Genomic DNA, 23,586 nt, shown 5'->3' on the forward strand with positions numbered 1-23,586 from the left:
GTAAGAGATATTTGCGCTGAACTAAGTTTCAGCAATGCCTGCAAATTTCTCACGCAATTTATCTAGAGCGCGTTTGTAACGCATTTTTGTCGCACTCAAACCCATGTGCATGATGTCTGCGATCTCCTGAAACTCCAGCTCTGCGACAAATCGTAGCACCAGAATTTCGCGGTCAATCGGATTCACATACACCAGCCAGCGATCAAGCCCACCCTTCTCCTCCGGTTTCGGCGCCTTTTCTTCAGACGCTTCTTCAAGAGGGTCCAGGCTGAGAGCGTCCATCAAGCGACGCTTACGCCGTTCCTTCCGATACTGCGTGATGCATTCGTTGTAAGTGATGCTGTAAAGCCAGGTTTTGAACTTCGATTTCCCCTCGAAGTTCTTCAGGCCATACAGCACCTTCAGCATCACTTCCTGACAGACATCGTCTGCGTCGCGATCGTTCCCAAGATATCTCGCACAGACATTAAATAATGTTCGCTGGTAACGCCGCATCAATTCTTCGTAAGCGCGCGTTACGTGAAAAAGCTCGGTGTGCGAGCGCGCGACCAACTCCTCGTCAGAGAGCTCGCGGGGGTCGTAGCGCGTGGATAGCGTTTGGGCTTTATTCAAAACAAGTCGTGCCGACAGTCAGGTCAATGTCCACCGCAGCCAGCCTTGGCTGGCATTTTGCGGCGGCATACATTAGCAGGGTTTGCCGGTTTAGCGGCTACTCACATGCTGTTCCAGCAGGATCCGATTGGAGAGAGAGACTAGCTCACCCTCATCGGTCAGCAATGTGGTTTTAACCGTGCCGATCTCTTCGATCTGGCCTTCGACCTCGCCAACACGCACTTGTTGCCCAACCTCGTACAACTCACGCACATAGATTCCCGCAAGAATCTGCCCGGCTATTTCCCGGCTTCCCAAACCCATGGCCAGCGCAACTGCCAGACCAACGGTAATCAATACGATGACAATCACATGGTTCAGCAGGTCGGTCTTGACCTCGAGCTGACTGATCGCCACCGAGATACTGATGATGATCACCAGCCCCTGCGCGATACGCCCCAGCCCGGAAGCGTAGTCCAGACCTACACCTTCCGCCGCTCCGCGTACCAGGCCGTTGGCCAATTGCGCGAGCAACACACCAACCAGCAACACCAGCGCGGCGCCGAAAACTTTTGGCAGATACAGCGCCAGCATGTCCAGCGTAGCTGAAACTCGTTCAAGGCCAAGGGATTCTGCTGCAGAAACCAGGAAGATCAGCAGAACGAACCAATAAACGATTTTACCGATCAGGGTCGAGATCGGCACTTGCAGCCCGGCACGCGACATCAGCTTGGTCAGACCGGTGCCGCCCATCAGGCGATCGAGGCCCAGTTTGGCCAGCAATTTGGAGAGCAAGGTGTCGAGCAGCTTGGCCACGACGAAACCCAGCAGCAGCACAACCAGTGCGCCGAACAGGTTCGGAATGAAATTAGCGACTTTGGTCCACAACGCAGTCATTGCAGTGACGAGGCTCTGAGTCCAGAGATCAAGTTCCATATTCAATCAGCCTTATCAGCAGTGCGAACAGCAGGTTTACGAAGACGGGAAACCGGCGAAACATGCGCCGAGCCATTGTTCAGGGCGATCATCAGCGCGGGCAGCCAGCGGCCCAGCAGGCTGAACAGGTCACCGGCGCCGACCTGGCGGTTGGCGGTTTTGAGTACGCGGCCCAGACAGGCATCGTCGTCGCGGCTGGACGGCGAGGCGTTGAGCATGTCGCGCAAAGACTGTTCAAACGGATCGTGCATACGCACCTCTCGTGATGTCTGTGAAAGACGCGGGCAGATTTGGTCGGGTCACATGCGGCCTCTTCATACCCAGCGCAAACGACGGAACAACCACCACTGGCCCAGTGCCATGGCGAGCACCGTCAAGCAGGCGATCAGGAACCCATAAGGGCTTTCGGCAAACGGAATGCCGCCGACATTGATACCCAGCAGGCCGGTGAAAAAACTCATCGGCAAAAAGATGCAGGTGATGATCCCAAAGCGATACATCGTGCGATTCATACGCACGCTCAACCGCCGGTCTTCGGCCTCCAGCACAAGCCCCACGCGCTCCCGGGTCAATTCCAGCTCTTCCAGATAGCGGGTCAGGCTGTTGTTTAGTTCGTTCCAGTAATCGGCATCGTCATCGACGAACCATGGCAGTTTTATCCGCGTCAGCTGGCCGAAAATATCCCGTTGCGGCGCGAGAAAACGCTTGAGCCCGGCCGCCCGGCGACGGATGTGCAAAACCGAGCCATGCTCAGGGGTATACCGTTCGTCGGCATCCATTTTTTCTTCTTCCTCATCGGCGATTTCCGAGAGGCAAGTGACCAGATCCTGCACTTTATTGGTGAGGAACTGCGCCAGATAAAGGATCAGTTCGGAAGCCGTCCTGGGGCCTTTGCCCTCGGCCAATTGCGCGAGCAATTCATCGGTGGCCCGCAATGGCCGCAAACGCAGGGAAATCACCCGTTGAGCGGAAGCGAAAATCCGCACCGAAACCATGTCTTCCGGCTCGGCACCCGGATTGAGATTGACCCCGCGCAAAAACAGCAGCAATTCGGACTCGGGCAGCGGCAACAGACGTGGTCGGGTGTTCTCTTCCAGCAGCAGGTCGCAGGTGAACTCGTTGAGTCCGCTGGATTTGCGCAGCCAGGTCTGGGTCTGCGGATGGCTGCGATCCCAATGCAGCCACAGGCTTTCGTGCGCCTGCAGCTGCAGATCGTCAAGTTCCGTCCGGGCTATCGAACGCGCGCCGCCCTTACCGTCCAGCACTAGGGCATGCACCAGCCCCCACTGCGCGTTTTCTTCCTCGAACATCCGCATCCCTTGTCGAAAAGCTTATTCAGGCATCTGCAGCGGACTCGGCGAAACGATCACGCCGTTGTTGTCCGCATAGACATAGTGGCCCGGATGGAAAGTCACGCCGGCGAAGGTCACCGCGACGTTGAGGTCGCCGATGCCGCGCTTTTCGGTCTTCATCGGGTGGCTGGCCAGCGCCTGCACGCCGAGATCGGTTTGAGCCAAGACATCGACGTCACGGATGCAACCGTAGATCACCATGCCTTCCCAACCGTTTTTTGCAGCTTTTTCGGCAATCATGTCGCCCAGCAGCGCACGGCGCAGCGAGCCACCGCCGTCGACCACCAGCACTTTGCCGGTGCCGTCGAGTTCAGCCTGTTCCTTGACCAGCGAGTTGTCTTCGAAGCATTTGATGGTCACGATTTCGCCGCCGAAGGAATCACGGCCGCCGAAATTGCTGAACATCGGTTCCAGCACCTGCACCAGCTCCGGGTAGGCGTCGCACAGGTCAGGCGTAAGGTAATGGTTCATCGAAAAACTCCTGTAAAAAGCAAGACGATCAAGGATGCCGCATTCTGATGAGACGAGTCCGGCCAGTCGCTGTTTACCTTAGCCCACGCCATGGTCGCTGAGCGAACCTGAACACAGCCTGAAACGTAATCGCTAAACAGCCACAAAATATGACCAGAACCGCACAATGCGTCATATCTTAGCCGCTAGCCCGGCCGAACGGAACGCCCCTTACACCGCAGCGGCCAGATCTGCCGTCTGCGCCAGCAATGGCGTCTGCTGATCGTTCAGCCAGCGCGCCACCATCGGCCACACTTCGGTCTGCGCCGCTTTGCTCACCAGCATTTCGACATGGCCGAAATTGTTGCTGAAGCCTTGCTCGCGCCCCAGATTAACGAACTGCTTGGGCTCGGAGCCGATCTGCTCGAACAGCTTGCGACAGGCCCATGCCGGGTCCTGATGATCGCCCGCCGCCGTCACCGCCAACACCGGCACCCGAACGTCGGCAAGCCCCGCCCACCAATCCTTGTCCTTGTCGCCAAAGCGGCCGAACAAGCCGTACCAGCGCATGCTTTCGATGGCCAGGCCGATCGGTTCGTCTTCCGGGCCGCGCCGCAGGCGTGATCCGGACAACTGCGCGAAACGCTTGAGAATGAAGCGACTGCCCCACTCCAGCGGCGGAATCTTCAGTGGCCAGTACGTGCGGCTGACCTGCGTGCCGAAAAACGCCGCCGACGCGACCGCCGGTTCGCCCAGATATTCGCCACCCAGCGCCGCAGCCAGTGTGATGCCGCCCAGCGAATGGCCGATCCAGTGCGGAATCTGCCCGCTCTGCTCACGCACGAACGCGGCAATCGCCGGCAGATCGTAACGCGCGTAGTCGGCGACCCGGTTGCGCCGATAGTCCTCGTTACGCTGCGACAGACCGTGGCCGCGCATCTCTGGAATCCACACGTCGAAACCCAGCCGGGTCAGGTACGCGCCCAGGCCCAGACCTTTGGGGGAAAACCAGAAACGTCGATTGGAAAAACTGCCGTGCAGCAGAATCACCGGCACGCCACGCGACACCGAGTCATCGGCCATGCCCAGGCGGGTGACGGCGATTTCCACGGACCAGTCGGGGCTGTTGCCGGGTTTGAGTCGATACACGTCTTCGCTCAGATCACCGCGCCGTTCGGCGCTGATCAGGGCGACAGGAAACAGGTTGCTGCTGCTTTGCATAATGCTCTTGCACAAAAAAGGGCGGCATCTACAAGAGCCCGCCCTACTTCAATCAAAAAGGCCCCTCCCCCTTGTAGGAGTGAGCCTGCTCGCGATGGCGGTGTGTCATTCGAATCAATCTTGACTGTCATGACGCTATCGCGAGCAGGCTCACTCCTACAGGAGAGCGGGCCGTTACATATCCATCAAGCCTGGGCCTGACCTTCAGCGAGGAAGAACCAGGTTTCCAGCACGGTGTCCGGGTTCAGCGACACGCTTTCGATGCCCTGCTCCATCAGCCATTTGGCCAGGTCCGGGTGGTCCGAAGGGCCCTGACCGCAGATACCGATGTACTTGCCGGCCTTGTTGCAAGCCTGGATGGCATTGGCCAGCAACTTCTTGACCGCCGGATTTCGCTCGTCGAACAGGTGCGCGATGATACCGGAGTCGCGGTCCAGGCCCAGGGTCAACTGAGTCAGGTCGTTGGAACCGATCGAGAAGCCGTCGAAGAACTCAAGGAATTCATCGGCCAGAATCGCGTTGGATGGCAATTCGCACATCATGATCACGCGCAAACCGTTGTCGCCACGGGCCAGGCCGTTTTCGGCGAGCAGGTCCACTACCTGGCTGGCTTCGCCAAGCGTACGGACGAACGGCACCATGATTTCGACGTTGGTCAGGCCCATCTCGTTGCGCACACGTTTCAGCGCGCGGCATTCGAGTTCGAAGCAGTCACGGAACGATTCGCTGATGTAACGCGAAGCACCGCGGAAGCCCAGCATCGGGTTTTCTTCTTCCGGCTCGTAGAGCTTGCCGCCGATCAGGTTGGCGTATTCGTTGGACTTGAAGTCCGACAGGCGCACGATGACTTTCTTCGGTGCGAACGCCGCAGCCAGAGTACTGATGCCTTCAACCAGTTTTTCAACATAGAAACCGACTGGATCGTCGTAACCGGCGATGCGCTTGTCGACGCTCTCCTTGATTTCCTGCGGCAGACCGTCGTAGTTCAGCAGCGCTTTCGGGTGCACGCCGATCATGCGGTTGATGATGAATTCCAGACGGGCCAGGCCCACACCCGCGTTCGGCAGTTGCGCGAAGTCGAAGGCGCGGTCCGGGTTGCCGACGTTCATCATGATCTTGAACGGCAGCTCCGGCATGGCGTCGACGGAGTTCTTCTTGATGTCGAAGCCCAGTTCGCCTTCGAAGATGTAACCGGTGTCGCCTTCGGCGCAGGACACGGTCACGCCCTGGCCATCCTTCAGCAGTTGGGTGGCGTTGCCGCAACCGACCACGGCCGGAATGCCCAGCTCGCGAGCAATGATCGCCGCGTGGCAGGTACGCCCGCCACGGTTGGTAACGATGGCGCTGGCGCGCTTCATCACCGGTTCCCAGTCCGGGTCGGTCATGTCGGAGACCAGCACGTCGCCCGGCTGGACCTTGTCCATCTCGGAAACGTCTTTGATGATCCGCACCTTGCCGGCGCCGATGCGCTGGCCGATGGCGCGACCTTCTACCAGCACGGTGCCGGTTTCTTTCAGCAGGTAACGTTCCATGACGTTGGCCTGGGTGCGGCTTTTCACGGTTTCCGGACGCGCCTGCACGATGTACAGCTTGCCGTCGTCACCGTCCTTGGCCCACTCGATGTCCATCGGGCAGCCGTAGTGCTTCTCGATGATCATCGCCTGCTTGGCCAGTTCGCTGACTTCAGCGTCGGTCAGGCAGAAACGTGCGCGTTCAGCCTTGTCGACATCGACGGTCTTGACCGAACGACCGGCCTTGGCCTCGTCGCCATAGATCATCTTGATGGCTTTGCTGCCCAGGTTGCGACGCAGGATCGCCGGACGACCGGCCTCCAGCGTGCCTTTATGTACGTAGAACTCATCCGGGTTGACCGCGCCTTGTACGACGGTTTCGCCCAGGCCGTAGGCGCCGGTGATGAACACCACGTCACGGAAGCCGGATTCGGTATCGAGAGTGAACATCACGCCAGCGGTGCCGGTTTCCGAACGCACCATGCGCTGCACGCCCGCCGACAGGGCGACCAGTTTGTGGTCGAAGCCCTGATGCACGCGGTAGGAAATCGCCCGGTCGTTGAACAGCGAAGCGAACACCTCTTTGGCGGCGCGGATGACGTTTTCCACACCACGGATGTTCAGGAAGGTTTCCTGCTGACCGGCGAAGGACGCGTCCGGCAGGTCTTCGGCGGTGGCGGAGGAACGCACGGCCACAGCGACATCAGGATTACCGGCCGACAATGCGGCGAACGCGGTGCGGATCTCGGCGTTGAGTTTTTCAGGGAATTCGGCGTCCATGATCCATTGACGGATCTGCGCGCCGGTCTTGGCCAGGGCATTGACGTCGTCGACGTCGAGCGCGTCGAGGGCCTTGTGGATCTGCTCGTTGAGGCCGCTCAGTTCGAGGAAGTCACGATAGGCCTGAGCCGTCGTGGCGAAGCCGCCGGGGACCGAAACACCGGCGCCTGCCAGGTTACTGATCATCTCGCCCAGGGATGCGTTCTTGCCCCCCACATGCTCAACATCGTGTTTGCCGAGCTTATCGAGGGAAACTACGTACTCTACCAAGGTGATCTCTCCACTAACTGTGTTGGAAAAGCTCAGAAGCCGGCGGCCCGGGGGAGCCTTGGCCGGCTGTATGGCCTGGACCTGGAAAATAAGTGAGAATGCGGGCCAATCGCGGCCGACAAATCGCGCCTATCATATCCAAGAGCGTCAATTAACTTAAGGCCCTAGGTGCAAATGAAACGATCCGCTTTCTTCATCTCCGATGGCACCGGCATCACTGCCGAAACCCTGGGTCAAAGTCTTCTGGCGCAGTTCGAAAACATTACCTTCAGCAAGTTCACGCGGCCGTACATCGACAGCGTTGAAAAAGCGCGGGCCATGGTACAACAAATCAACAAAGCCGCTGAAACCGACGGCTTTCGGCCGATCATCTTCGACACCATCGTCAATCAGGACATTCGTGAGATTCTCGCAACGTCCAATGGTTTCATGATCGACATTTTCTCGACCTTCCTCGCCCCGCTCGAACAGGAGCTGACCGAGCATTCGTCGTACACCGTCGGCAAATCGCATTCGATCGGGCACAACTCCAACTACATGGAGCGCATCGAGGCGGTGAACTTCGCCCTCGACAACGACGACGGCGCTCGCACCCACTATTACGACAAAGCCGATCTGATACTAGTCGGCGTGTCGCGATGCGGCAAAACGCCGACGTGTTTGTACATGGCAATGCAGTTCGGCATCCGCGCGGCCAACTATCCGTTGACCGAAGACGACATGGAGCGCCTGACCCTGCCGACCGCCCTGCGGGCCCATCAGCACAAGCTGTTCGGCCTGACCATCGACCCGGACCGCCTCACCGCCATCCGCAACGAGCGCAAGCCCAACAGCCGCTATTCGAGCTACGCCCAGTGCGAATTCGAAGTGCGCGAGGTCGAAAACCTGTTCCGCCGCGAAAACATCCCGCACATCAATTCCACGCATTTTTCCGTGGAAGAAATTTCCGCGAAAATTCTGGTGGAGAAAGGGGTTGAGCGGCGGTTCAAGTAGTTTGCGGTGCCTGATCTGACGCCTTCGCGGGCAAGCCCGCTCCCACAGGTTCTGAAGGCGTTCACAATTTTTGTGTTCATCACAAAACCCTGTGGGAGCGGGCTTGCCCGCGATGAACGATAACGCGGTCGTTCAGATCACAAACAGGTCGATGAATCGATTCACCGGCGTGCTTTCCAGCCGCGCCTGATCCTTGCACAAGGCAACAATTTCCGCGCAACGCTGCCCGACATAGCGCGTCGCCAGGTTGGCCCTGAACTTGTCCTCCAGCAACGGAATGCCTTCAGCCCGGCGGCGCCGATGGCCGATCGGGTATTCCACCAGCACGTTGTCGGTGCTGCTGCCGTCCTTGAAAAACACCTGCACGGCATTGGCAATCGAGCGCTTGTCGGGCTCGAGGTATTCGCGACTGAAACGCGGCTCTTCAACAATGACCATTTTCTCGCGCAGCACGTCGATGATCGGATGCGCTTGATGAAAATCGTCTTCGTACTGCTCGGCGACCAGATTGCCGAACGCCAGCGGCACCGCGGTCATGTACTGCAGGCAATGATCACGGTCGGCGGCATTGGCCAGCGGTCCGACCTTGGAGATGATACGAATCGCCGACTCATGGGTGGTGATGACGATCCGGTCGATTTCGTGCAGACGATTGCGCACCTGCGGGTGCAGGGCCACCGCCGCTTCGCAGGCAGTTTGTGCGTGGAACTCGGCAGGAAAACTGATCTTGAACAGCACGTTTTCCATCACATAACTGCCGAACGGTCGGGAAAAACTGAAGGCGCGCTTGTCATCGGGTTTCAGCGCCAGATCATTGTTGGTGTGGCTGAACGACACGTCGTAAAAGCCCCACTGTTTTGCGCTCAAGACACCGGGAATACCCATCTCGCCGCGCATGGCGATATCCGCCAGACGCACACCACGACTCGCCGCATCGCCCGCCGCCCAGGATTTGCGCGAACCGGCGTTGGGCGCGTGACGGTAGGTGCGCAATGCCTGACCATCGGCAAAAGCATGCGACAGCGCTGACAGCAATTGCTCGCGATGGGCACCCATGAGTCGGGCGCTGACGGCGGTCGAGGCGACCTTGACCAGCATCACGTGGTCGAGGCCGACGCGATTGAAAGAGTTTTCCAGAGCGATCACGCCTTGAATTTCATGAGCCATGATCATCGCTTCGAGCACGTCGCGAATGGTCAGCGGTACGTCTCCGTTGGCGATGCGTTTCTGCGACAAGTGATCGGCGACCGCCAGAATGGCGCCGAGGTTGTCCGACGGATGGCCCCACTCGGCGGCGAGCCAGGTGTCGTTGTAATCCAGCCAGCGAACGATGCAGCCGATGTCCCACGCGGCTTTCACCGGATCGAGGCGGTAGCTGGTGCCGGGCACTCGCGCACCGAAAGGCACAACCGTGCCCTCGACGATCGGGCCAAGGAGTTTGGTGCATTCGGGAAACCGCAGCGCCAGCAGGCCGCAGCCCAACGTGTCCATCAGGCAGTTGCGGGCGGTGTCGAGGGCTTCGGCGGAGGGGGTTTTGAAGGTCAGGACGTAATCGGCGATGGCCTGCAGGACATCGTCGTATTCGGGGCGGTTGTTCAGGTCGACGTTGGCGCTCATGTTCGATTCACTCTTGAAGTGGTTCGTTGATGGGACCTCGGTTCAGGGCTAACGATTTTTATTGTTGGAATGCAAAACTGTAGGAGTGAGCCTGCTCGCGATAGCGGTGTATCAGTCGACATAAATACTCGCTGGTATGACGCTATCGCGAGCAGGCTCACTCCTACAGGGTATTGTGCCGGGTCAGAAAGAATCTCCGGGCACGCGCACGCAGCCTTCCATCAGAACCCGCGCACTGCGGCTCATGATGGCTTTCTTCACCACCCACTCGCCGTTTTCCAGACTGGCCTCGGCGCCGACGCGCAACGTGCCGGACGGATGGCCAAAGCGCACGGCGTTGCGCTCGGTACCGCCAGCGGCAAGGTTGACCAGCGTGCCGGGAATTGCCGCCGCCGTGCCGATCGCCACAGCGGCCGTGCCCATCATTGCGTGGTGCAGCTTGCCCATCGACAGCGCGCGCACCAGCAGATCAACGTCGTCAGCGGTAACGGCCTTGCCGCTGGACGCGACGTAATCCGCTGGCCTGGCGACAAACGCCACCTTCGGTGTGTGCTGACGCTTAGCCGCTTCCTCGATGTTGGCGATCAGGCCCATGCGCAGCGCGCCATACGCGCGAATCGTCTCGAACATCAGCAGCGCTTTCGGATCACTGTTGATTGCGCCTTGCAGTTCGGTGCCGGTGTAGCCGATGTCTTCGGCGTTGACGAAAATCGTCGGAATGCCGGCATTGATCAGCGTCGCCTTGAACGTACCAACGCCCGGCACTTCCAGCTCGTCGACCAGATGGCCGGTAGGGAACATCGAACCGCCGCCGCCCTCTTCTTCCGCCGCCGGGTCTATGAACTCCACCTGCACTTCAGCAGCGGGAAAGGTCACGCCGTCGAGTTCGAAGTCACCGGTTTCCTGCACTTCGCCATCGGTGATCGGCACATGGGCAATGATCGTTTTGCCGATGTTGGCCTGCCACACGCGCACCACCGCGACACCGTTTTGCGGGACGCGGCTGGCGTCGACCAGGCCGTTGCTGATGGCGAACGAACCGACCGCCGCCGAGAGGTTGCCGCAGTTGCCGCTCCAGTCCACAAACGGCTTGTCGATGGAAACCTGACCGAACAGGTAGTCGACATCGTGATCGGCGCGGGTGCTTTTCGACAGGATCACGGTTTTGCTGGTGCTGGACGTGGCGCCACCCATGCCGTCGATCTGCTTGTCGTACGGGTCGGGGCTGCCGATTACCCGCAGCAATAGAGCATCGCGGGCCGGGCCTGGAACCTGCGCGGCTTCGGGCAGATCCTTGAGGCTGAAGAACACGCCTTTGCTGGTGCCGCCGCGCATGTAGGTCGCGGGGATCTTGATCTGTGGTGCGTGAGCCATATTGCTCCTTACCGAAGGCACGGGATTGGAAATCCCATGCCCATATAAGTTGATTTAAACGGCAACCGCCGACTCTTCAAGGAAGTCCTGCGCGAAACGCTGCAACACGCCGCCGGCCTCGTAGATCGACACTTCTTCAGCGGTATCCAAACGGCAGGTCACCGGCACTTCCACCCGCTCGCCGTTTTTGCGATTGATCACCAGCGTCAGATCCGCGCGCGGTTTGCGCTCGCCGATCACGTCGTAGGTTTCGCTGCCATCAATCGCCAGCGTGTGACGATTGGTGCCCGGTTTGAACTCCAGTGGCAGCACACCCATGCCCACCAGGTTGGTGCGGTGGATGCGCTCGAAGCCTTCGGCGGCAATCGCCTCGACACCGGCCAGCCGCACGCCTTTTGCCGCCCAGTCACGGGACGAGCCCTGACCGTAATCGGCACCGGCGATGATGATCAGCGGCTGCTTGCGCTGCATGTAGGTTTCGATGGCTTCCCACATGCGCATCACGTTGCCTTCCGGCTCGACGCGGGCCAGCGAACCCTGTTTGACCTGGCCGTTTTCCACGACCATTTCGTTGAACAGTTTAGGGTTGGCAAACGTTGCGCGCTGCGCGGTCAAGTGGTCGCCACGGTGAGTGGCGTAAGAGTTGAAGTCCTCTTCCGGCAGGCCCATTTTCGCCAGGTATTCGCCGGCGGCGCTGTCGAGCATGATCGCGTTGGACGGCGACAGGTGATCGGTGGTGATGTTGTCCGGTAGCACCGCCAGCGGGCGCATGCCTTTAAGCGGACGCGCGCCGGCCAGTGCGCCTTCCCAGTACGGCGGACGGCGAATGTAGGTGCTCATCTCGCGCCATTCGTACAGCGGCGCGACTTTCGGGCCGGTGTCTTCGTGGACGGCGAACATCGGGATGTAGACCTGACGGAACTGCTCCGGCTTGACCGAAGATTTCACCACCGCATCGATTTCTTCATCGCTCGGCCAGATGTCTTGCAGGCGGATTTCTCGGCCGTCGACCACGCCCAGCACATCCTTTTCGATATCGAAACGGATGGTCCCGGCGATGGCGTAAGCGACCACCAGCGGCGGCGAAGCGAGGAATGCCTGCTTGGCGTACGGGTGAATGCGCCCGTCGAAGTTACGGTTGCCGGAAAGCACGGCGGTCGCATACAGATCGCGGTCGATGATCTCTTGCTGAATCACCGGATCGAGCGCGCCAGACATGCCGTTGCAGGTGGTGCAGGCAAAGGCGACCACGCCGAAACCGAGCTGCTCCAGTTCAGTGGTCAGCCCTGCTTCGTCGAGGTACAGCGCCACGGTTTTAGAGCCCGGCGCCAACGAGGATTTCACCCACGGCTTGCGGGTCAGGCCGAGCTGGTTGGCGTTGCGTGCGAGCAGGCCCGCAGCGATGACGTTGCGCGGGTTGCTGGTGTTGGTGCAACTGGTGATGGCGGCGATGATCACCGCGCCGTCGGGCATTTGCCCCGGCACCTCATCCCACTGCCCGGAAATGCCCTTGGCGGCCAGGTCCGACACCGCAACGCGCGCGTGCGGGTTGCTCGGCCCGGCCATGTTGCGCACCACCGACGACAGGTCAAAGGTCAAACCGCGCTCGTATTGCGCACCTTTCAGGCTGTCGGCCCACAGGCCGGTCAGCTTGGCGTATTGCTCGACCAACTGAACCTGCTGGTCTTCGCGGCCAGTGAGTTTCAGGTAATCGATGGTCTGCTGGTCGATGTAGAACATCGCTGCAGTGGCGCCATATTCCGGGGCCATGTTGGAGATGGTCGCGCGGTCGCCGAGGGTCAGCGCCGCGGCGCCTTCGCCGAAGAACTCCAGCCAGGCACCGACGACTTTCTGTTTGCGCAGGTATTCGGTCAGCGCCAGGACCATGTCGGTGGCGGTGATGCCCGGCTGTAGCTTGCCAGTCAGCTCGACGCCGACGCTTTCCGGCAGACGCATCCACGAGGCGCGGCCGAGCATCACGCTCTCGGCTTCGAGGCCGCCGACGCCGATGGCGATCACGCCCAGGGCATCGACGTGCGGGGTGTGGCTGTCGGTGCCAACGCAGGTGTCGGGAAACGCCACGCCGTCACGCACCTGAATCACTGGGGACATTTTCTCCAGGTTGATCTGGTGCATGATGCCGTTGCCCGGCGGGATCACATCAACGTTCTTGAAGGCCTTTTTGGTCCAGTTGATGAAGTGGAAACGGTCCTCGTTGCGACGGTCTTCGATGGCGCGGTTCTTTTCGAACGCCTGAGCATCGAAACCGCCCGCCTCGACGGCCAGCGAGTGGTCGACGATCAGTTGCGTCGGCACCACCGGGTTGACCTGCGCCGGGTCACCACCCTGCAAAGCAATGGCGTCGCGCAGACCGGCGAGATCGACCAGTGCGGTCTGGCCGAGAATGTCATGGCAGACCACCCGCGCCGGAAACCATGGGAAGTCGAGGTCGCGCTTGCGTTCGATCAGTTGCTTGAGCGAATCGGTCAGCGTGCGCGGATCGCAGCGCCGCACGAGGTTTTCCGCGAGCACGCGCGAGGTGTACGGCAGCGTGTCGTAGCTGCCGGGCTGGATCGCTTCGACAGCCGCGCGGGCATCGAAATAATCCAGAGGACTGCCGGGCAGGGTTTTACGAAATTGTGTGTTCATCGGGTCAGGACTCGGGTCACGGTGGTTTCAAAGGGTGGGCAAACACCAGACTCAGGGTTCACACCGTCCCTTGTAGGAGTGAGCCTGCTCGCGATAGCGGTGTGTCAGTCAACATTGATATCAACTGAAAAACCGCTATCGCGAGCAGGCTCACTCCTACAGGGGGTTGCGGTGTTCTCGGGTCAGCTCACCATTCAGCGACGTTCGATTGGCACGAACTTGCGCTGTTCGACGCCGGTGTACTCGGCGCTTGGGCGGATGATGCGGTTGTTGGCGCGTTGTTCGAACACGTGCGCGGCCCAGCCGGTCAGGCGCGAGCAGACGAAGATCGGTGTGAACAGCTTGGTCGGAATGCCCATGAAGTGGTACGCCGAGGCATGGTAGAAATCGGCGTTCGGAAACAGTTTCTTCTGCTCCCACATGGTCTTGTCGATGGCTTCCGAGACCGGGAACAACACCTTGTCGCCGACTTCGTCAGCAAGTTTTTTCGACCAGCCCTTGATCACCTCGTTACGCGGATCGCTGTCCTTATAGATCGCGTGGCCGAAGCCCATGATCTTGTCCTTGCGCTCGAGCATGCCTAGGGTGCCTTTGATCGCCTCTTCCGGCGACGAGAAGCGCTCGATCATTTCCATCGCTGCTTCGTTGGCGCCGCCATGCAATGGGCCGCGCAGCGAACCGATCGCCGCGGTGACGCAGGAATACAGATCGGACAGGGTCGAGGCGCACACGCGGGCGGTGAAGGTCGAGGCGTTGAATTCGTGCTCGGCGTAGAGGATCAGCGAGACGTTCATCACTTTGACGTGCAACTCGCTTGGCTTCTTGCCGTGCAGCAGGTGCAGGAAGTGGCCGCCAATGGTCGGCTCGTCGCTGACGCAATCGATGCGTTTGCCGTCGTGGCTGAAGCGATACCAGTAGCACATGATCGCCGGGAACGCGGCGAGCAGACGGTCAGTCTTGTCGCGCTGCTCGGAGAAGTCCTTCTCCGGTTCGATGTTGCCGAGGAACGAGCAACCGGTGCGCATCACGTCCATCGGGTGGGCGTCGGCCGGGATGCGTTCGAGCACTTCCTTCAAGGCTTGCGGCAGGTCGCGCAGTTTGCTGAGCTTTTGCTGGTAATCAGCGAGTTGCGCCTGGGTCGGCAGTTCGCCGTACAGCAGCAGATAGGCGACTTCCTCGAATTGCGCGTCGGCGGCCAGTTCACGCACGTCGTAGCCGCGATAGGTCAGCCCGGCACCAGCCTGGCCCACGGTGGACAGCGCGGTCTGCCCGGCCACCTGGCCACGGAGCCCGGCGCCACTGAGTACTTTTGCTTCGGCCATTGTTGTCTCCAGTTTTCTTGAATTTGTAGGGGAAACAGGTGGGAGCAGACCCCCACAGGGTTTTGATCAGCCTTTCTTTTGTGCAAACAGCGCATCGAGCTTCTGTTCGAAGGCGTGGTAATCGATGCGATCGTAAAGCTCCATGCGAGTCTGCATGGTGTCGATGACATTCTGTTGCGTGCCGTCGCGGCGGATCGCGGTGTAGACGTTTTCCGCAGCCTTGTTCATCGCGCGGAACGCCGACAGCGGATAGAGCACCAGCGATACGTCGGCGCCGGCCAGTTGCTCAGTGGTGTACAGCGGCGTCGCGCCGAATTCGGTGATGTTGGCCAGAATCGGCGCTTTCACGCGGCTGGCGAACAGCTTGTACATGTCCAGTTCGGTGATGGCTTCGGGGAAAATCATGTCGGCACCGGCCTCGATGCACGCGGCGGCGCGATCAAGTGCCGATTCCAGCCCTTCCACCGCCAGCGCATCGGTGCGCGCCATGATCACGAAGCTGTCGTCGGTGCGCGCATCGACCGCGGCTTTGATGCGGTCGACCATTTCTTGCTGGCTGACGATTTCTTTATTGGGACGATGACCGCAGCGCTTGGCGCCGACCTGATCCTCGATGTGGATCGCCGCCGCGCCGAACTTGCTCATCGACTTGACCGTGCGCGCGACGTTGAACGCCGAGGAACCGAAACCGGTGTCCACATCCACCAGCAACGGTAGATCGCAGACGTCGGTGATGCGCCGCACATCGGTCAGCACGTCATCCAGACCGGTGATGCCCAGATCCGGCACGCCGAGCGAACCTGCGGCCACCCCGCCACCGGACAGGTAGATCGCCTTGAAACCGGCGCGCTTGGCCAGCAGCGCGTGGTTGGCGTTGATCGTGCCGACCACTTGCAAAGGGTGCTCGCTGGCGACCGCATCGCGGAAACGCTGGCCGGGAGTGTTCGGGTTGGAACTCATGACTCACCTCGTTCAGTGGCTGTCTGGTTATGGGCGCCGTCCTGGTAATGACGGGCAATGTTGCGTTTCGAGGCGCCGATGTGACGGCGCATCAACAATTCGGCGAGCTCGCCGTCACGGTCGGCGATGGCATCGAGAATCCGGTGGTGTTCGGCAAAGGCCTGGCGCGGGCGGTTCGGCGTGGTGGAAAACTGGATGCGGTACATGCGCACCAGTTGGTACAGCTCGCCGCAGAGCATTTGCGTCAGTGTGCGGTTGCCGCTGCCCTGGATGATCCGGTAGTGGAAGTCGAAATCACCTTCCTGCTGGTAGTAGCCGACACCGGCCTGAAACGCCGCGTCGCGCTCGTGGGTTTCCAGCACCCGGCGCAGCTCGTCGATTTCTTCGACGCTCATGCGCTCGGCGGCCAGCCGGCAGGCCATGCCTTCAAGGGATTCGCGGATTTCGTAGAGTTCAAGCAGTTCGGCGTGGCTGAGCGACACCACCCGCGCGCCGACATGCGGCACGCGCACCAGCAGGCGCTGGCCTTCCAGACGATGGATGGCCTCACGCAACGGCCCGCGACTGATGCCGTAGGTGCGCGCCAGCTCCGGTTCGGAGATCTTGCTGCCCGGGGCGATCTCGCCCTTGACGATAGCCGCCTGAATACGCCGGAAGACATTCTCCGAGAGCGTTTCCGAATCGTCGCCGCTGATGACCGGGGGATCGAGTTGATCCAGCATGATTGTCGACACCTTTAAATCCAATGCGGCAAAAACTAGCCAATCGAACGCCATACGTCAAAGGATAAATACAGATTGTCGACAATCGTCTAATAACCAGATTAATAGAACGCTTTGATACCCGTCGGAGCGAGCCTGCTCGCGAATGCGGTGTGTCAATCAAAGATGTTTCGAATGACCCACCGCATTCGCGAGCAGGCTCGCTCCCACAAGGGGAACCCGTCAGGGGTTATAGACCGGCTGTGGCGCTGGCGCCATAAAACCACCGTGCTAGAATGCCGCCCGCATTTGCTGGCCATTTGTACGGCTTGTCATAAAAAGCTGCCAGGCACACGAAAGGTCTTGGGCAACTACTGCCAAAGGCCTGAACCGACCACGGAACGCTGCGCACCAGGATTTATGAGACTCAAGCCTTATCCCGCCTTTTTTGCCCTTTTCTGCCTGCCCGGCCTCGCCGCCGCGGGGGAAAAAACCGTGTACGGCCTCAACGAATACGCTTCGCTTGACGGCATCAATCTCGAAGTCGCGGCCAAACTCGACACCGGCGCGAAAACCGCCTCGCTGAGTGCCCGCGACATCAAACGCTTCAAACGCAACGGTGAGTCCTGGGTACGTTTCTACCTGGCGATCGATGCCGCGCACTCGCACCCGATCGAACGGCCGCTGGCGCGGGTCAGCAAGATCAAGCGCCGCGCCGGCGACTACGACCCGGAAGAAGGCAAGAAATACACCGCCCGTCCGGTGATCGAGCTGGATATCTGCATGGGTACGGCGATGCGCAGCATCGAAGTGAACCTGACCGACCGAAGTGCGTTCCAATATCCGCTTTTGATCGGCTCCGAGGCGCTGAAACGCTTCGACGCGCTGGTCGACCCCAGTCTTAAATACGCTGCCGGCAAACCCGCCTGCACCATCGCCGCTCATACCGCCGAGTAATTTCCATGCGTTCTCTAACCTTCCACCTGAAAATCCTGATCGCCGTTCTGGTGCTGCTGGGCGTTTCGGTTACGGCCTATCAGATTTTCGTGCTCGGCATTCCGGTGACCGAAGACGCCACCGACGACTTGTGGAACATCGACGCCAAGGTCGAGTTCGTCGCCAGCACCAAGGACCCGGTAAAGATCCAGATGTTCGTGCCGCCGCTGAGCCGCGATTACGTCAGCCTCAACGAGAGCTTCATCTCCAATAATTACGGGGTGGCGGTGAACCGCGTCGACGGCAACCGCAAGGTGACCTGGTCGGCCCGCCGCGCCAAAGGCAATCAAACGCTGTATTACCGCCTGGTCCTGACCAAGCGTTACACCGCGGAAAAATCCAAGGTCAAAGGCCCGACGTTCCGCGACAGCATGGTCATCGAAGGCCCGGAAAAGATCGCTGCCGAAGCCCTGCTCGCGCCGATCCGCCAGCACTCGGCGGACGTTGAAACCTTTATTGGCGAGGCGATCAAACGCGTCAACAATCTCAATGACGACAATGTGAAGCTGCTGCTGGCCGGCGACCCGTCGACCGCGCACAAAGCCAAAATCGTCGAACTGCTGCTGTCCATCGCCCACGTGCCGGTGGAAAAAGTCCACACCATCCGCCTCGTCGCCGACCAGCCGCAAATGCCTGAATTGTGGCTGCGCAGTTTCAACGGCAATGACTGGCTGTACTTCAACCCGGAAACCGGCGAGCAAGGCCTGCCGACCGACCGCCTGCTGTGGTGGACCGGCGACGAAAACCTGATCACCGTCGACGGCGGCAAGAAAGCCAACGTGACCTTCAGCCTGAACAACAGCGAGATGAACGCGATTCGCCTGGCCAAGCTGACCGACGAAAACACCGACGCCAACTTCCTCGAATACTCGCTGTACGGCTTGCCGCTGCAGACCCAGCAGACGTTCATGATCATGGTGATGATCCCGATCGGCGTGCTGGTAATCCTGATCCTGCGCAACCTGATCGGCCTGCAGACCCTCGGCACGTTCACGCCGGTACTGATCGCCCTCGCCTTCCGCGAAACGCAACTGGGCTTCGGCATTCTGCTGTTCACGGTGATTACCGCGCTGGGGCTGTCGCTGCGCTCGTATCTGGAACACCTGAAGCTGCAAATGCTGCCGCGCCTGTCGGTGGTGCTGACGTTTGTCGTGGTGTTGATCGCGGCGATCAGTCTGTTCAGCCATAAACTGGGTCTGGAACGGGGCCTGTCGGTGGCGCTGTTCCCAATGGTGATTTTGACCATGACCATTGAACGTCTGTCGATCACCTGGGAAGAACGCGGTGCCAACCATGCGCTGAAAGTGGCGATCGGCACGCTGTTCGCCGCCTCCCTGGCGCACCTGATCATGACCGTGCCGGAGCTGGTGTACTTCGTGTTTACCTTCCCGGCGATCCTGCTGATTCTGGTCGGCTTCATGCTGGCGATGGGTCGCTATCGCGGCTACCGCCTGACCGAGCTGGTGCGTTTCAAGGCTTTCCTGAAGAAGGCTGACGCCTGATGTTCGGTTTCTGGAAAACCTGGAAGGCCCTCGAGGCACGCGGCATCATGGGCATCAATCGGCGTAACGCCGACTACGTGCTCAAGTACAACAAGCGCAGCCTCTACCCGATCGTCGACGACAAGATCCTCACCAAGGAGCGCGCCATCGCCGCCGGCATCCATGTGCCGGAGCTGTACGGGGTGATCTCCACCGAGAAGGAAATCGACAAGCTCGACGAGATCATCGGCGGGCGCAGCGACTTCGTGATCAAACCGGCCCAGGGCGCGGGTGGCGACGGCATCATCGTCATCGCCGACCGTTTCGAGGGCCGGTATCGTACGGTGTCGGGCAAGATACTTGCCCACGAAGAGCTCGAGCACCACATTTCGAGCATCCTCACCGGCCTGTACTCGCTGGGCGGCCACCGTGACCGCGCGCTGATCGAATACCGCGTCACGCCGGACCAGATCTTCAAAAGCATCAGTTACGAAGGCGTGCCGGACATCCGCATCATCGTGCTGATGGGCTACCCGGTGATGGCCATGCTGCGCCTGCCAACCCGCCAGTCCGGCGGCAAGGCCAACCTGCACCAAGGCGCGATCGGCGTCGGTGTCGATTTGGCGACCGGCCTGACCCTGCGCGGCACCTGGCTGAACAACATCATCACCAAACACCCCGACACCACCAACGCGGTGGATGGTGTGCAACTGCCCTACTGGGACGGTTTCATGAAACTCGCTGCCGGCTGCTATGAGCTGTGCGGGCTGGGTTACATCGGTGTCGACATGGTGCTGGACCAGGAAAAAGGCCCGCTGATTCTTGAGCTGAATGCACGGCCGGGGCTGAACATCCAGATTGCCAATGACTGCGGACTGACCTTGCGCACCCATGCAGTGGAAGCGCGGCTGGAAGAGCTGAAGGCGCGTGGTGTGATGGAGTCGGTTGAAGAGCGGGTGGCGTTTACCCAGGAAATGTTTGGGCATATTCCGGCGGTCGAGGGCTGACAAGCCTAAAAGCCAAGAGCAAAAGCCCCTCATCGGAACGCCGCCCGCCTAGCCCTCTCCCGGAGGGAGAGGGGATTGACCGAGTTGTTTGCAAGCGTTTCACCGACCTGAAATATCCAGTCGAACTCAGGCCTTGAAAGCCATGGAGATCGGCTCCCTTTCCTCCTCGCCCCCTTGGGGGAGAGGGCTGGGGTGAGGGGGAGGCTTTTGACTTTGATCTGGCAGCGCAGAGGACTACAATCCCCACCCCGCCTCCACGGCCGATCTGCCCCGCCCATGTTGACCTGCTCCGTACACCCGCTACCCTACCGTGCCAATCCCGCCGACTACTTCGCGGCCATCCGCAACGCGCCCGGTGCCGTGCTGCTCGACAGCGGCCGGCCGAGTGCCGAGCGTGGCCGCTTCGATTTGCTCAGCGCCTGGCCGCTGGAACAATTGGCGGTGTTGCCGGATGAAAGCGGTGCGCATTTTCTGCAGCGCCTGCGCGATAACCTCGACCGCTTGGGCGAGGCTGATTTGCCAGCGGGTTGCGAGTTGCCATTCGCCGGCGGTCTGATCGGTTACCTGAGCTACGACTTCGGTCGGCATCTGGAACACCTGCCAAATCAGGCCCAGGATGATCTGCAGTTGCCGGATGCGCGCTTCGGATTGTACGACTGGGCGTTGATCAGCGATCACCAGGCTCAAACCAGCCAATTGGTCTTTCACCCGTCCCTTGCCGACAGTGAACAGCAGCGCCTGATCAGATTGTTCACCCAGCCGGTGGTGAGCGCGTTGATCCCGTTCAAACTCAACCAGCCGATGACCGCCGACCTCTCGGCCGACGATTACCGTCAGGCGTTCGAGCGCATTCAGCAGTACATCCAGGCCGGCGACTGCTACCAGGTCAACTTCGCCCAGCGCTTTCGCGCGTCGTGCCAGGGTGATCCATGGCTGGCTTACTGCAAATTGCGCGAAGCCTGCCCGACACCGTTCTCCGGTTTCCAGAGCTTGGCCGATGGCGGCGCGGTGTTGAGCCTGTCACCGGAACGTTTCGTCAAAGTCAGCCAGCGTCAGGTCGAAACCCGCCCGATCAAAGGCACTCGCCCCCGCGGCCTGACGCCTGCCGAAGACGCCGCAAACGCTGCCGAACTGCTGGCCAGCCCCAAGGATCGTGCGGAAAACCTGATGATCGTCGACCTGCTGCGTAACGATCTCGGTCGCACCTGCCGCATCGGCTCGGTGCGAGTGCCGGAGTTGTTCAGCCTGGAAAGCTATCCGAATGTGCATCATCTGGTCAGCAGCGTGACCGGTGAACTGGCAGAGGATCGCGACGCACTGGACCTGATCGCCGGCAGCTTCCCCGGCGGCTCGATCACTGGCGCCCCGAAGATTCGTGCGATGCAGATCATCGACGAACTGGAGCCGACGCGGCGCGGCCTGTATTGCGGGTCGTTGCTGTATCTGGACGTGCGCGGCGAGATGGACAGCTCCATCGCCATTCGCAGTCTGTTGGTCAAGGATGGACAGGTGTGCTGCTGGGGCGGCGGCGGGATCGTCGCCGATTCGGACTGGCAGGCAGAGTATCAGGAGTCGATTACCAAGGTCCGGATCCTCCTCGATACCCTGCAGAACCTTTAAAAGCATCGCGAGCAGGCTCGCTCCCACATTTGGAATACATTTTGATCGTTCCCACGCTCTGCGTGGGAATGCAGCCCGGGACGCTCCGCGTCCCAACCGGACGCGGAGCGTCCATTGAGGCATTCCCACGCAGAGCGTGGGAACGATCGTCAGGTGGTTGGGTTTACAGGCTAAGGTCGCGGTTGGAGGCCTTGAGAAATTCCTGCTTCAGCTCGGCAAATGTATGCACCGCCGGAAATTGCGGAAATTCGCGGATCACATTCTCCGGCGCATGAAACAGAATCCCGGCATCCGCCTCGCCCAGCATGCTCGTGTCGTTGTACGAATCCCCCGCTGCGATCACCCGGTAGTACAAGCTCTTGAACGCCAGCACCGACTGGCGCTTGGGATCTTTCTGACGCAACTGATAGCTGGTCACCCGGCCACTCTCGTCAGTAATCAAGCGATGGCAAAGCAGCGTCGGAAAGCCCAGCTGGCGCATCAACGGCTGAGAGAACTCGTAGAACGTGTCCGACAGAATCACCACCTGAAAACGCTCGCGCAGCCAGTCGACGAATTCCACCGCGCCGCCCAGCGGCTTGAGCGTGGCGATCACTTCCTGGATGTCCGACAGTTTCAGGCCGTGCTCATCGAGGATGCGCAAACGCTGCTTCATCAGCACGTCGTAGTCGGGAATGTCCCGGGTGGTGGCCTTGAGCGAGTCGATGCCGGTTTTCTCAGCAAACGCGATCCAGATTTCCGGTACCAGTACCCCTTCAAGATCCAGGCAAGCAATTTCCACAAGACACTCCCGTTTGTAGTGATTATTGAGTCGAGCGAGGCCGAACTCTAGCGACTCGACTGCCGACGCGCAACGCACGGCACGCCCCCGAGCCTTGCTGCTTTTTGTTACCATCGGTGCCATATAGAGCGCCCAGCGCCACCGACCTGTAGGAAGCCGCCCTGATGAGCCCAACGTTCGACGTCGTGGAACTCGCCACGACCTATGCCAACAAATCCGCACAAGACATCCTCAAACTCGCCTTTGCCGAGTTCGGTGATGAGCTGTGGATATCTTTCAGCGGCGCCGAGGATGTGGTGCTGGTGGACATGGCCTGGAAGCTCAACAAGAACGTCAAGGTGTTCAGCCTCGATACCGGTCGCCTGCACCCGGAAACCTACCGTTTCATCGAGCAGGTGCGCGAGCACTACAAGATCGACATCGAAATCGTCTCGCCGGACCACGCGAAACTTGAACCGTTCGTGAAGGAAAAAGGCTTGTTCAGCTTCTACCGCGACGGCCACGGCGAATGCTGCGGCATCCGCAAGATCGAGCCGCTGCGGCGCAAGCTCGCTGGCGTCAAGGCCTGGGCCACCGGCCAGCGCCGCGACCAGAGCCCGGGCACGCGCAGTGCTGTGGCGGTGCTGGAAATCGACACCGCGTTCTCCACGCCGGAGCGCACCTTGTACAAGTTCAATCCCCTGGCGCAGATGACCAGCGAGGAAATCTGGGGCTACATTCGCATGCTCGAGCTGCCCTACAACAGCCTGCACGAACGCGGCTTCATCAGCATCGGCTGCGAACCCTGCACCCGCCCGGTCCTGCCCAACCAGCACGAGCGCGAAGGTCGCTGGTGGTGGGAAGAAGCGACGCAGAAAGAATGCGGGTTGCATGCGGGGAATATCATCAGCAAGAGCAAGGCGTAGTCCTCAGCCACACTGATCTCCCTTGTAGGAGTGAGCCTGCTCGCGATAGCGGTGTGTCTGCCAAATATT

The 23,586-nt window shown here is 60.2% G+C and carries 20 protein-coding genes; 6 read left to right on the top strand and 14 right to left on the bottom strand.

The features are described 5' to 3' along the window. Positions 1-21: 21 nt before the first annotated feature. From sigX to ppsA, 7 genes are all read right to left on the bottom strand, one after another. The gene (gene sigX / locus BLU24_RS19785; protein WP_011333251.1) at positions 22-612 is read right to left on the bottom strand and encodes an RNA polymerase sigma factor SigX; all 591 of its coding nucleotides are present in this window, start codon (positions 610-612) and stop codon (positions 22-24) included. Between the two features lie 90 nt (positions 613-702). Beyond that, entirely contained in the window at positions 703-1,527 is an 825-nt protein-coding gene (locus BLU24_RS19790) for a mechanosensitive ion channel family protein (protein ID WP_016773831.1), read from the bottom strand. Positions 1,528-1,529: 2 nt separating this feature from the next. Then, positions 1,530-1,778, bottom strand: coding sequence for a CrfX protein (locus tag BLU24_RS19795; protein ID WP_090282551.1), 249 nt, complete (start codon positions 1,776-1,778; stop codon positions 1,530-1,532). 63 nt (positions 1,779-1,841) lie between these two features. Then, positions 1,842-2,837 carry a zinc transporter ZntB gene (locus BLU24_RS19800; protein ID WP_093103066.1) on the bottom strand — a complete coding sequence of 332 codons (996 nt, stop codon included), beginning with the start codon at positions 2,835-2,837 and terminating at the stop codon, positions 1,842-1,844. 21 nt (positions 2,838-2,858) lie between these two features. Next, positions 2,859-3,350 carry a ribonuclease E activity regulator RraA gene (rraA, locus tag BLU24_RS19805; RefSeq protein ID WP_090282549.1) on the bottom strand — a complete coding sequence of 164 codons (492 nt, stop codon included), beginning with the start codon at positions 3,348-3,350 and terminating at the stop codon, positions 2,859-2,861. Between the two features lie 210 nt (positions 3,351-3,560). Next, the gene (locus BLU24_RS19810) at positions 3,561-4,550 is read right to left on the bottom strand and encodes an alpha/beta fold hydrolase (protein ID WP_093103069.1); all 990 of its coding nucleotides are present in this window, start codon (positions 4,548-4,550) and stop codon (positions 3,561-3,563) included. Between the two features lie 185 nt (positions 4,551-4,735). Continuing rightward, positions 4,736-7,111, bottom strand: coding sequence for a phosphoenolpyruvate synthase (ppsA, locus tag BLU24_RS19815; RefSeq protein ID WP_093103072.1), 2,376 nt, complete (start codon positions 7,109-7,111; stop codon positions 4,736-4,738). A 174-nt stretch (positions 7,112-7,285) separates the two neighbouring features. Here ppsA and ppsR point away from each other — a divergent pair, with 174 nt between their 5' ends. After that, the gene (gene ppsR / locus BLU24_RS19820) at positions 7,286-8,104 is read left to right on the top strand and encodes a posphoenolpyruvate synthetase regulatory kinase/phosphorylase PpsR (RefSeq protein ID WP_016773826.1); all 819 of its coding nucleotides are present in this window, start codon (positions 7,286-7,288) and stop codon (positions 8,102-8,104) included. A gap of 132 nt (positions 8,105-8,236) precedes the next feature. On the opposite strand, the gene prpD is transcribed toward ppsR, so the two are convergent. The 6 genes from prpD to BLU24_RS19850 all read right to left on the bottom strand — a co-directional run bounded on the left by prpD (position 8,237) and on the right by BLU24_RS19850 (position 16,745). Beyond that, positions 8,237-9,721, bottom strand: coding sequence for a 2-methylcitrate dehydratase (prpD, locus tag BLU24_RS19825; protein WP_093103076.1), 1,485 nt, complete (start codon positions 9,719-9,721; stop codon positions 8,237-8,239). Between the two features lie 183 nt (positions 9,722-9,904). Then, positions 9,905-11,095 (bottom strand): 2-methylaconitate cis-trans isomerase PrpF, encoded by a 1,191-nt coding sequence (gene prpF / locus BLU24_RS19830; protein WP_093103079.1) that lies wholly within the window; start codon positions 11,093-11,095, stop codon positions 9,905-9,907. A 54-nt stretch (positions 11,096-11,149) separates the two neighbouring features. Next, complete coding sequence (gene acnD, locus BLU24_RS19835) at positions 11,150-13,744, bottom strand: Fe/S-dependent 2-methylisocitrate dehydratase AcnD (protein WP_093103082.1); 2,595 nt, start codon at positions 13,742-13,744, stop codon at positions 11,150-11,152. A gap of 194 nt (positions 13,745-13,938) precedes the next feature. Beyond that, positions 13,939-15,066, bottom strand: coding sequence for a bifunctional 2-methylcitrate synthase/citrate synthase (prpC, locus tag BLU24_RS19840; RefSeq protein WP_093103085.1), 1,128 nt, complete (start codon positions 15,064-15,066; stop codon positions 13,939-13,941). Between the two features lie 66 nt (positions 15,067-15,132). After that, the gene (gene prpB / locus BLU24_RS19845) at positions 15,133-16,026 is read right to left on the bottom strand and encodes a methylisocitrate lyase (RefSeq protein ID WP_093103088.1); all 894 of its coding nucleotides are present in this window, start codon (positions 16,024-16,026) and stop codon (positions 15,133-15,135) included. Beyond that, on the bottom strand, positions 16,023-16,745 hold the full coding sequence (locus BLU24_RS19850) for a GntR family transcriptional regulator (protein ID WP_172833342.1): 723 nt from the start codon (positions 16,743-16,745) through the stop codon (positions 16,023-16,025). Before BLU24_RS19850 ends, prpB begins: the two co-directional genes overlap by 4 nt. Positions 16,746-17,147: 402 nt before the next feature. On the opposite strand from BLU24_RS19850, the gene rloA reads away from it, so the two are divergent. From rloA to pabB, 4 genes are all read left to right on the top strand, one after another. Then, on the top strand, positions 17,148-17,684 hold the full coding sequence (gene rloA, locus BLU24_RS19855; protein WP_093103094.1) for a retropepsin-like aspartic peptidase RloA: 537 nt from the start codon (positions 17,148-17,150) through the stop codon (positions 17,682-17,684). 5 nt (positions 17,685-17,689) lie between these two features. Beyond that, positions 17,690-19,225 carry an osmotic stress tolerance membrane protein RloB gene (gene rloB / locus BLU24_RS19860; protein WP_090282539.1) on the top strand — a complete coding sequence of 512 codons (1,536 nt, stop codon included), beginning with the start codon at positions 17,690-17,692 and terminating at the stop codon, positions 19,223-19,225. Further along, positions 19,225-20,211 carry an alpha-L-glutamate ligase-like protein gene (locus tag BLU24_RS19865; RefSeq protein ID WP_093103097.1) on the top strand — a complete coding sequence of 329 codons (987 nt, stop codon included), beginning with the start codon at positions 19,225-19,227 and terminating at the stop codon, positions 20,209-20,211. Before rloB ends, BLU24_RS19865 begins: the two co-directional genes overlap by 1 nt. Positions 20,212-20,487: 276 nt before the next feature. Continuing rightward, positions 20,488-21,831: an aminodeoxychorismate synthase component I gene (pabB, locus tag BLU24_RS19870; RefSeq protein ID WP_093103100.1), complete on the top strand. Its 1,344-nt coding sequence runs from the start codon at positions 20,488-20,490 to the stop codon at positions 21,829-21,831. A gap of 163 nt (positions 21,832-21,994) precedes the next feature. Here pabB and thrH read toward each other — a convergent pair whose 3' ends face one another. Next, positions 21,995-22,612, bottom strand: coding sequence for a bifunctional phosphoserine phosphatase/homoserine phosphotransferase ThrH (gene thrH / locus BLU24_RS19875; RefSeq protein ID WP_093103103.1), 618 nt, complete (start codon positions 22,610-22,612; stop codon positions 21,995-21,997). A 164-nt stretch (positions 22,613-22,776) separates the two neighbouring features. On the opposite strand from thrH, the gene BLU24_RS19880 reads away from it, so the two are divergent. Then, positions 22,777-23,517 (top strand): phosphoadenylyl-sulfate reductase, encoded by a 741-nt coding sequence (locus BLU24_RS19880; RefSeq protein ID WP_093103105.1) that lies wholly within the window; start codon positions 22,777-22,779, stop codon positions 23,515-23,517. Positions 23,518-23,586: the final 69 nt, after the last annotated feature.

Origin of the sequence: Pseudomonas sp. Z003-0.4C(8344-21) (assembly GCF_900104975.1) — a bacterium.
In the GTDB taxonomy this organism is placed as follows: Bacteria; Pseudomonadota; Gammaproteobacteria; order Pseudomonadales; family Pseudomonadaceae; genus Aquipseudomonas; species Aquipseudomonas granadensis.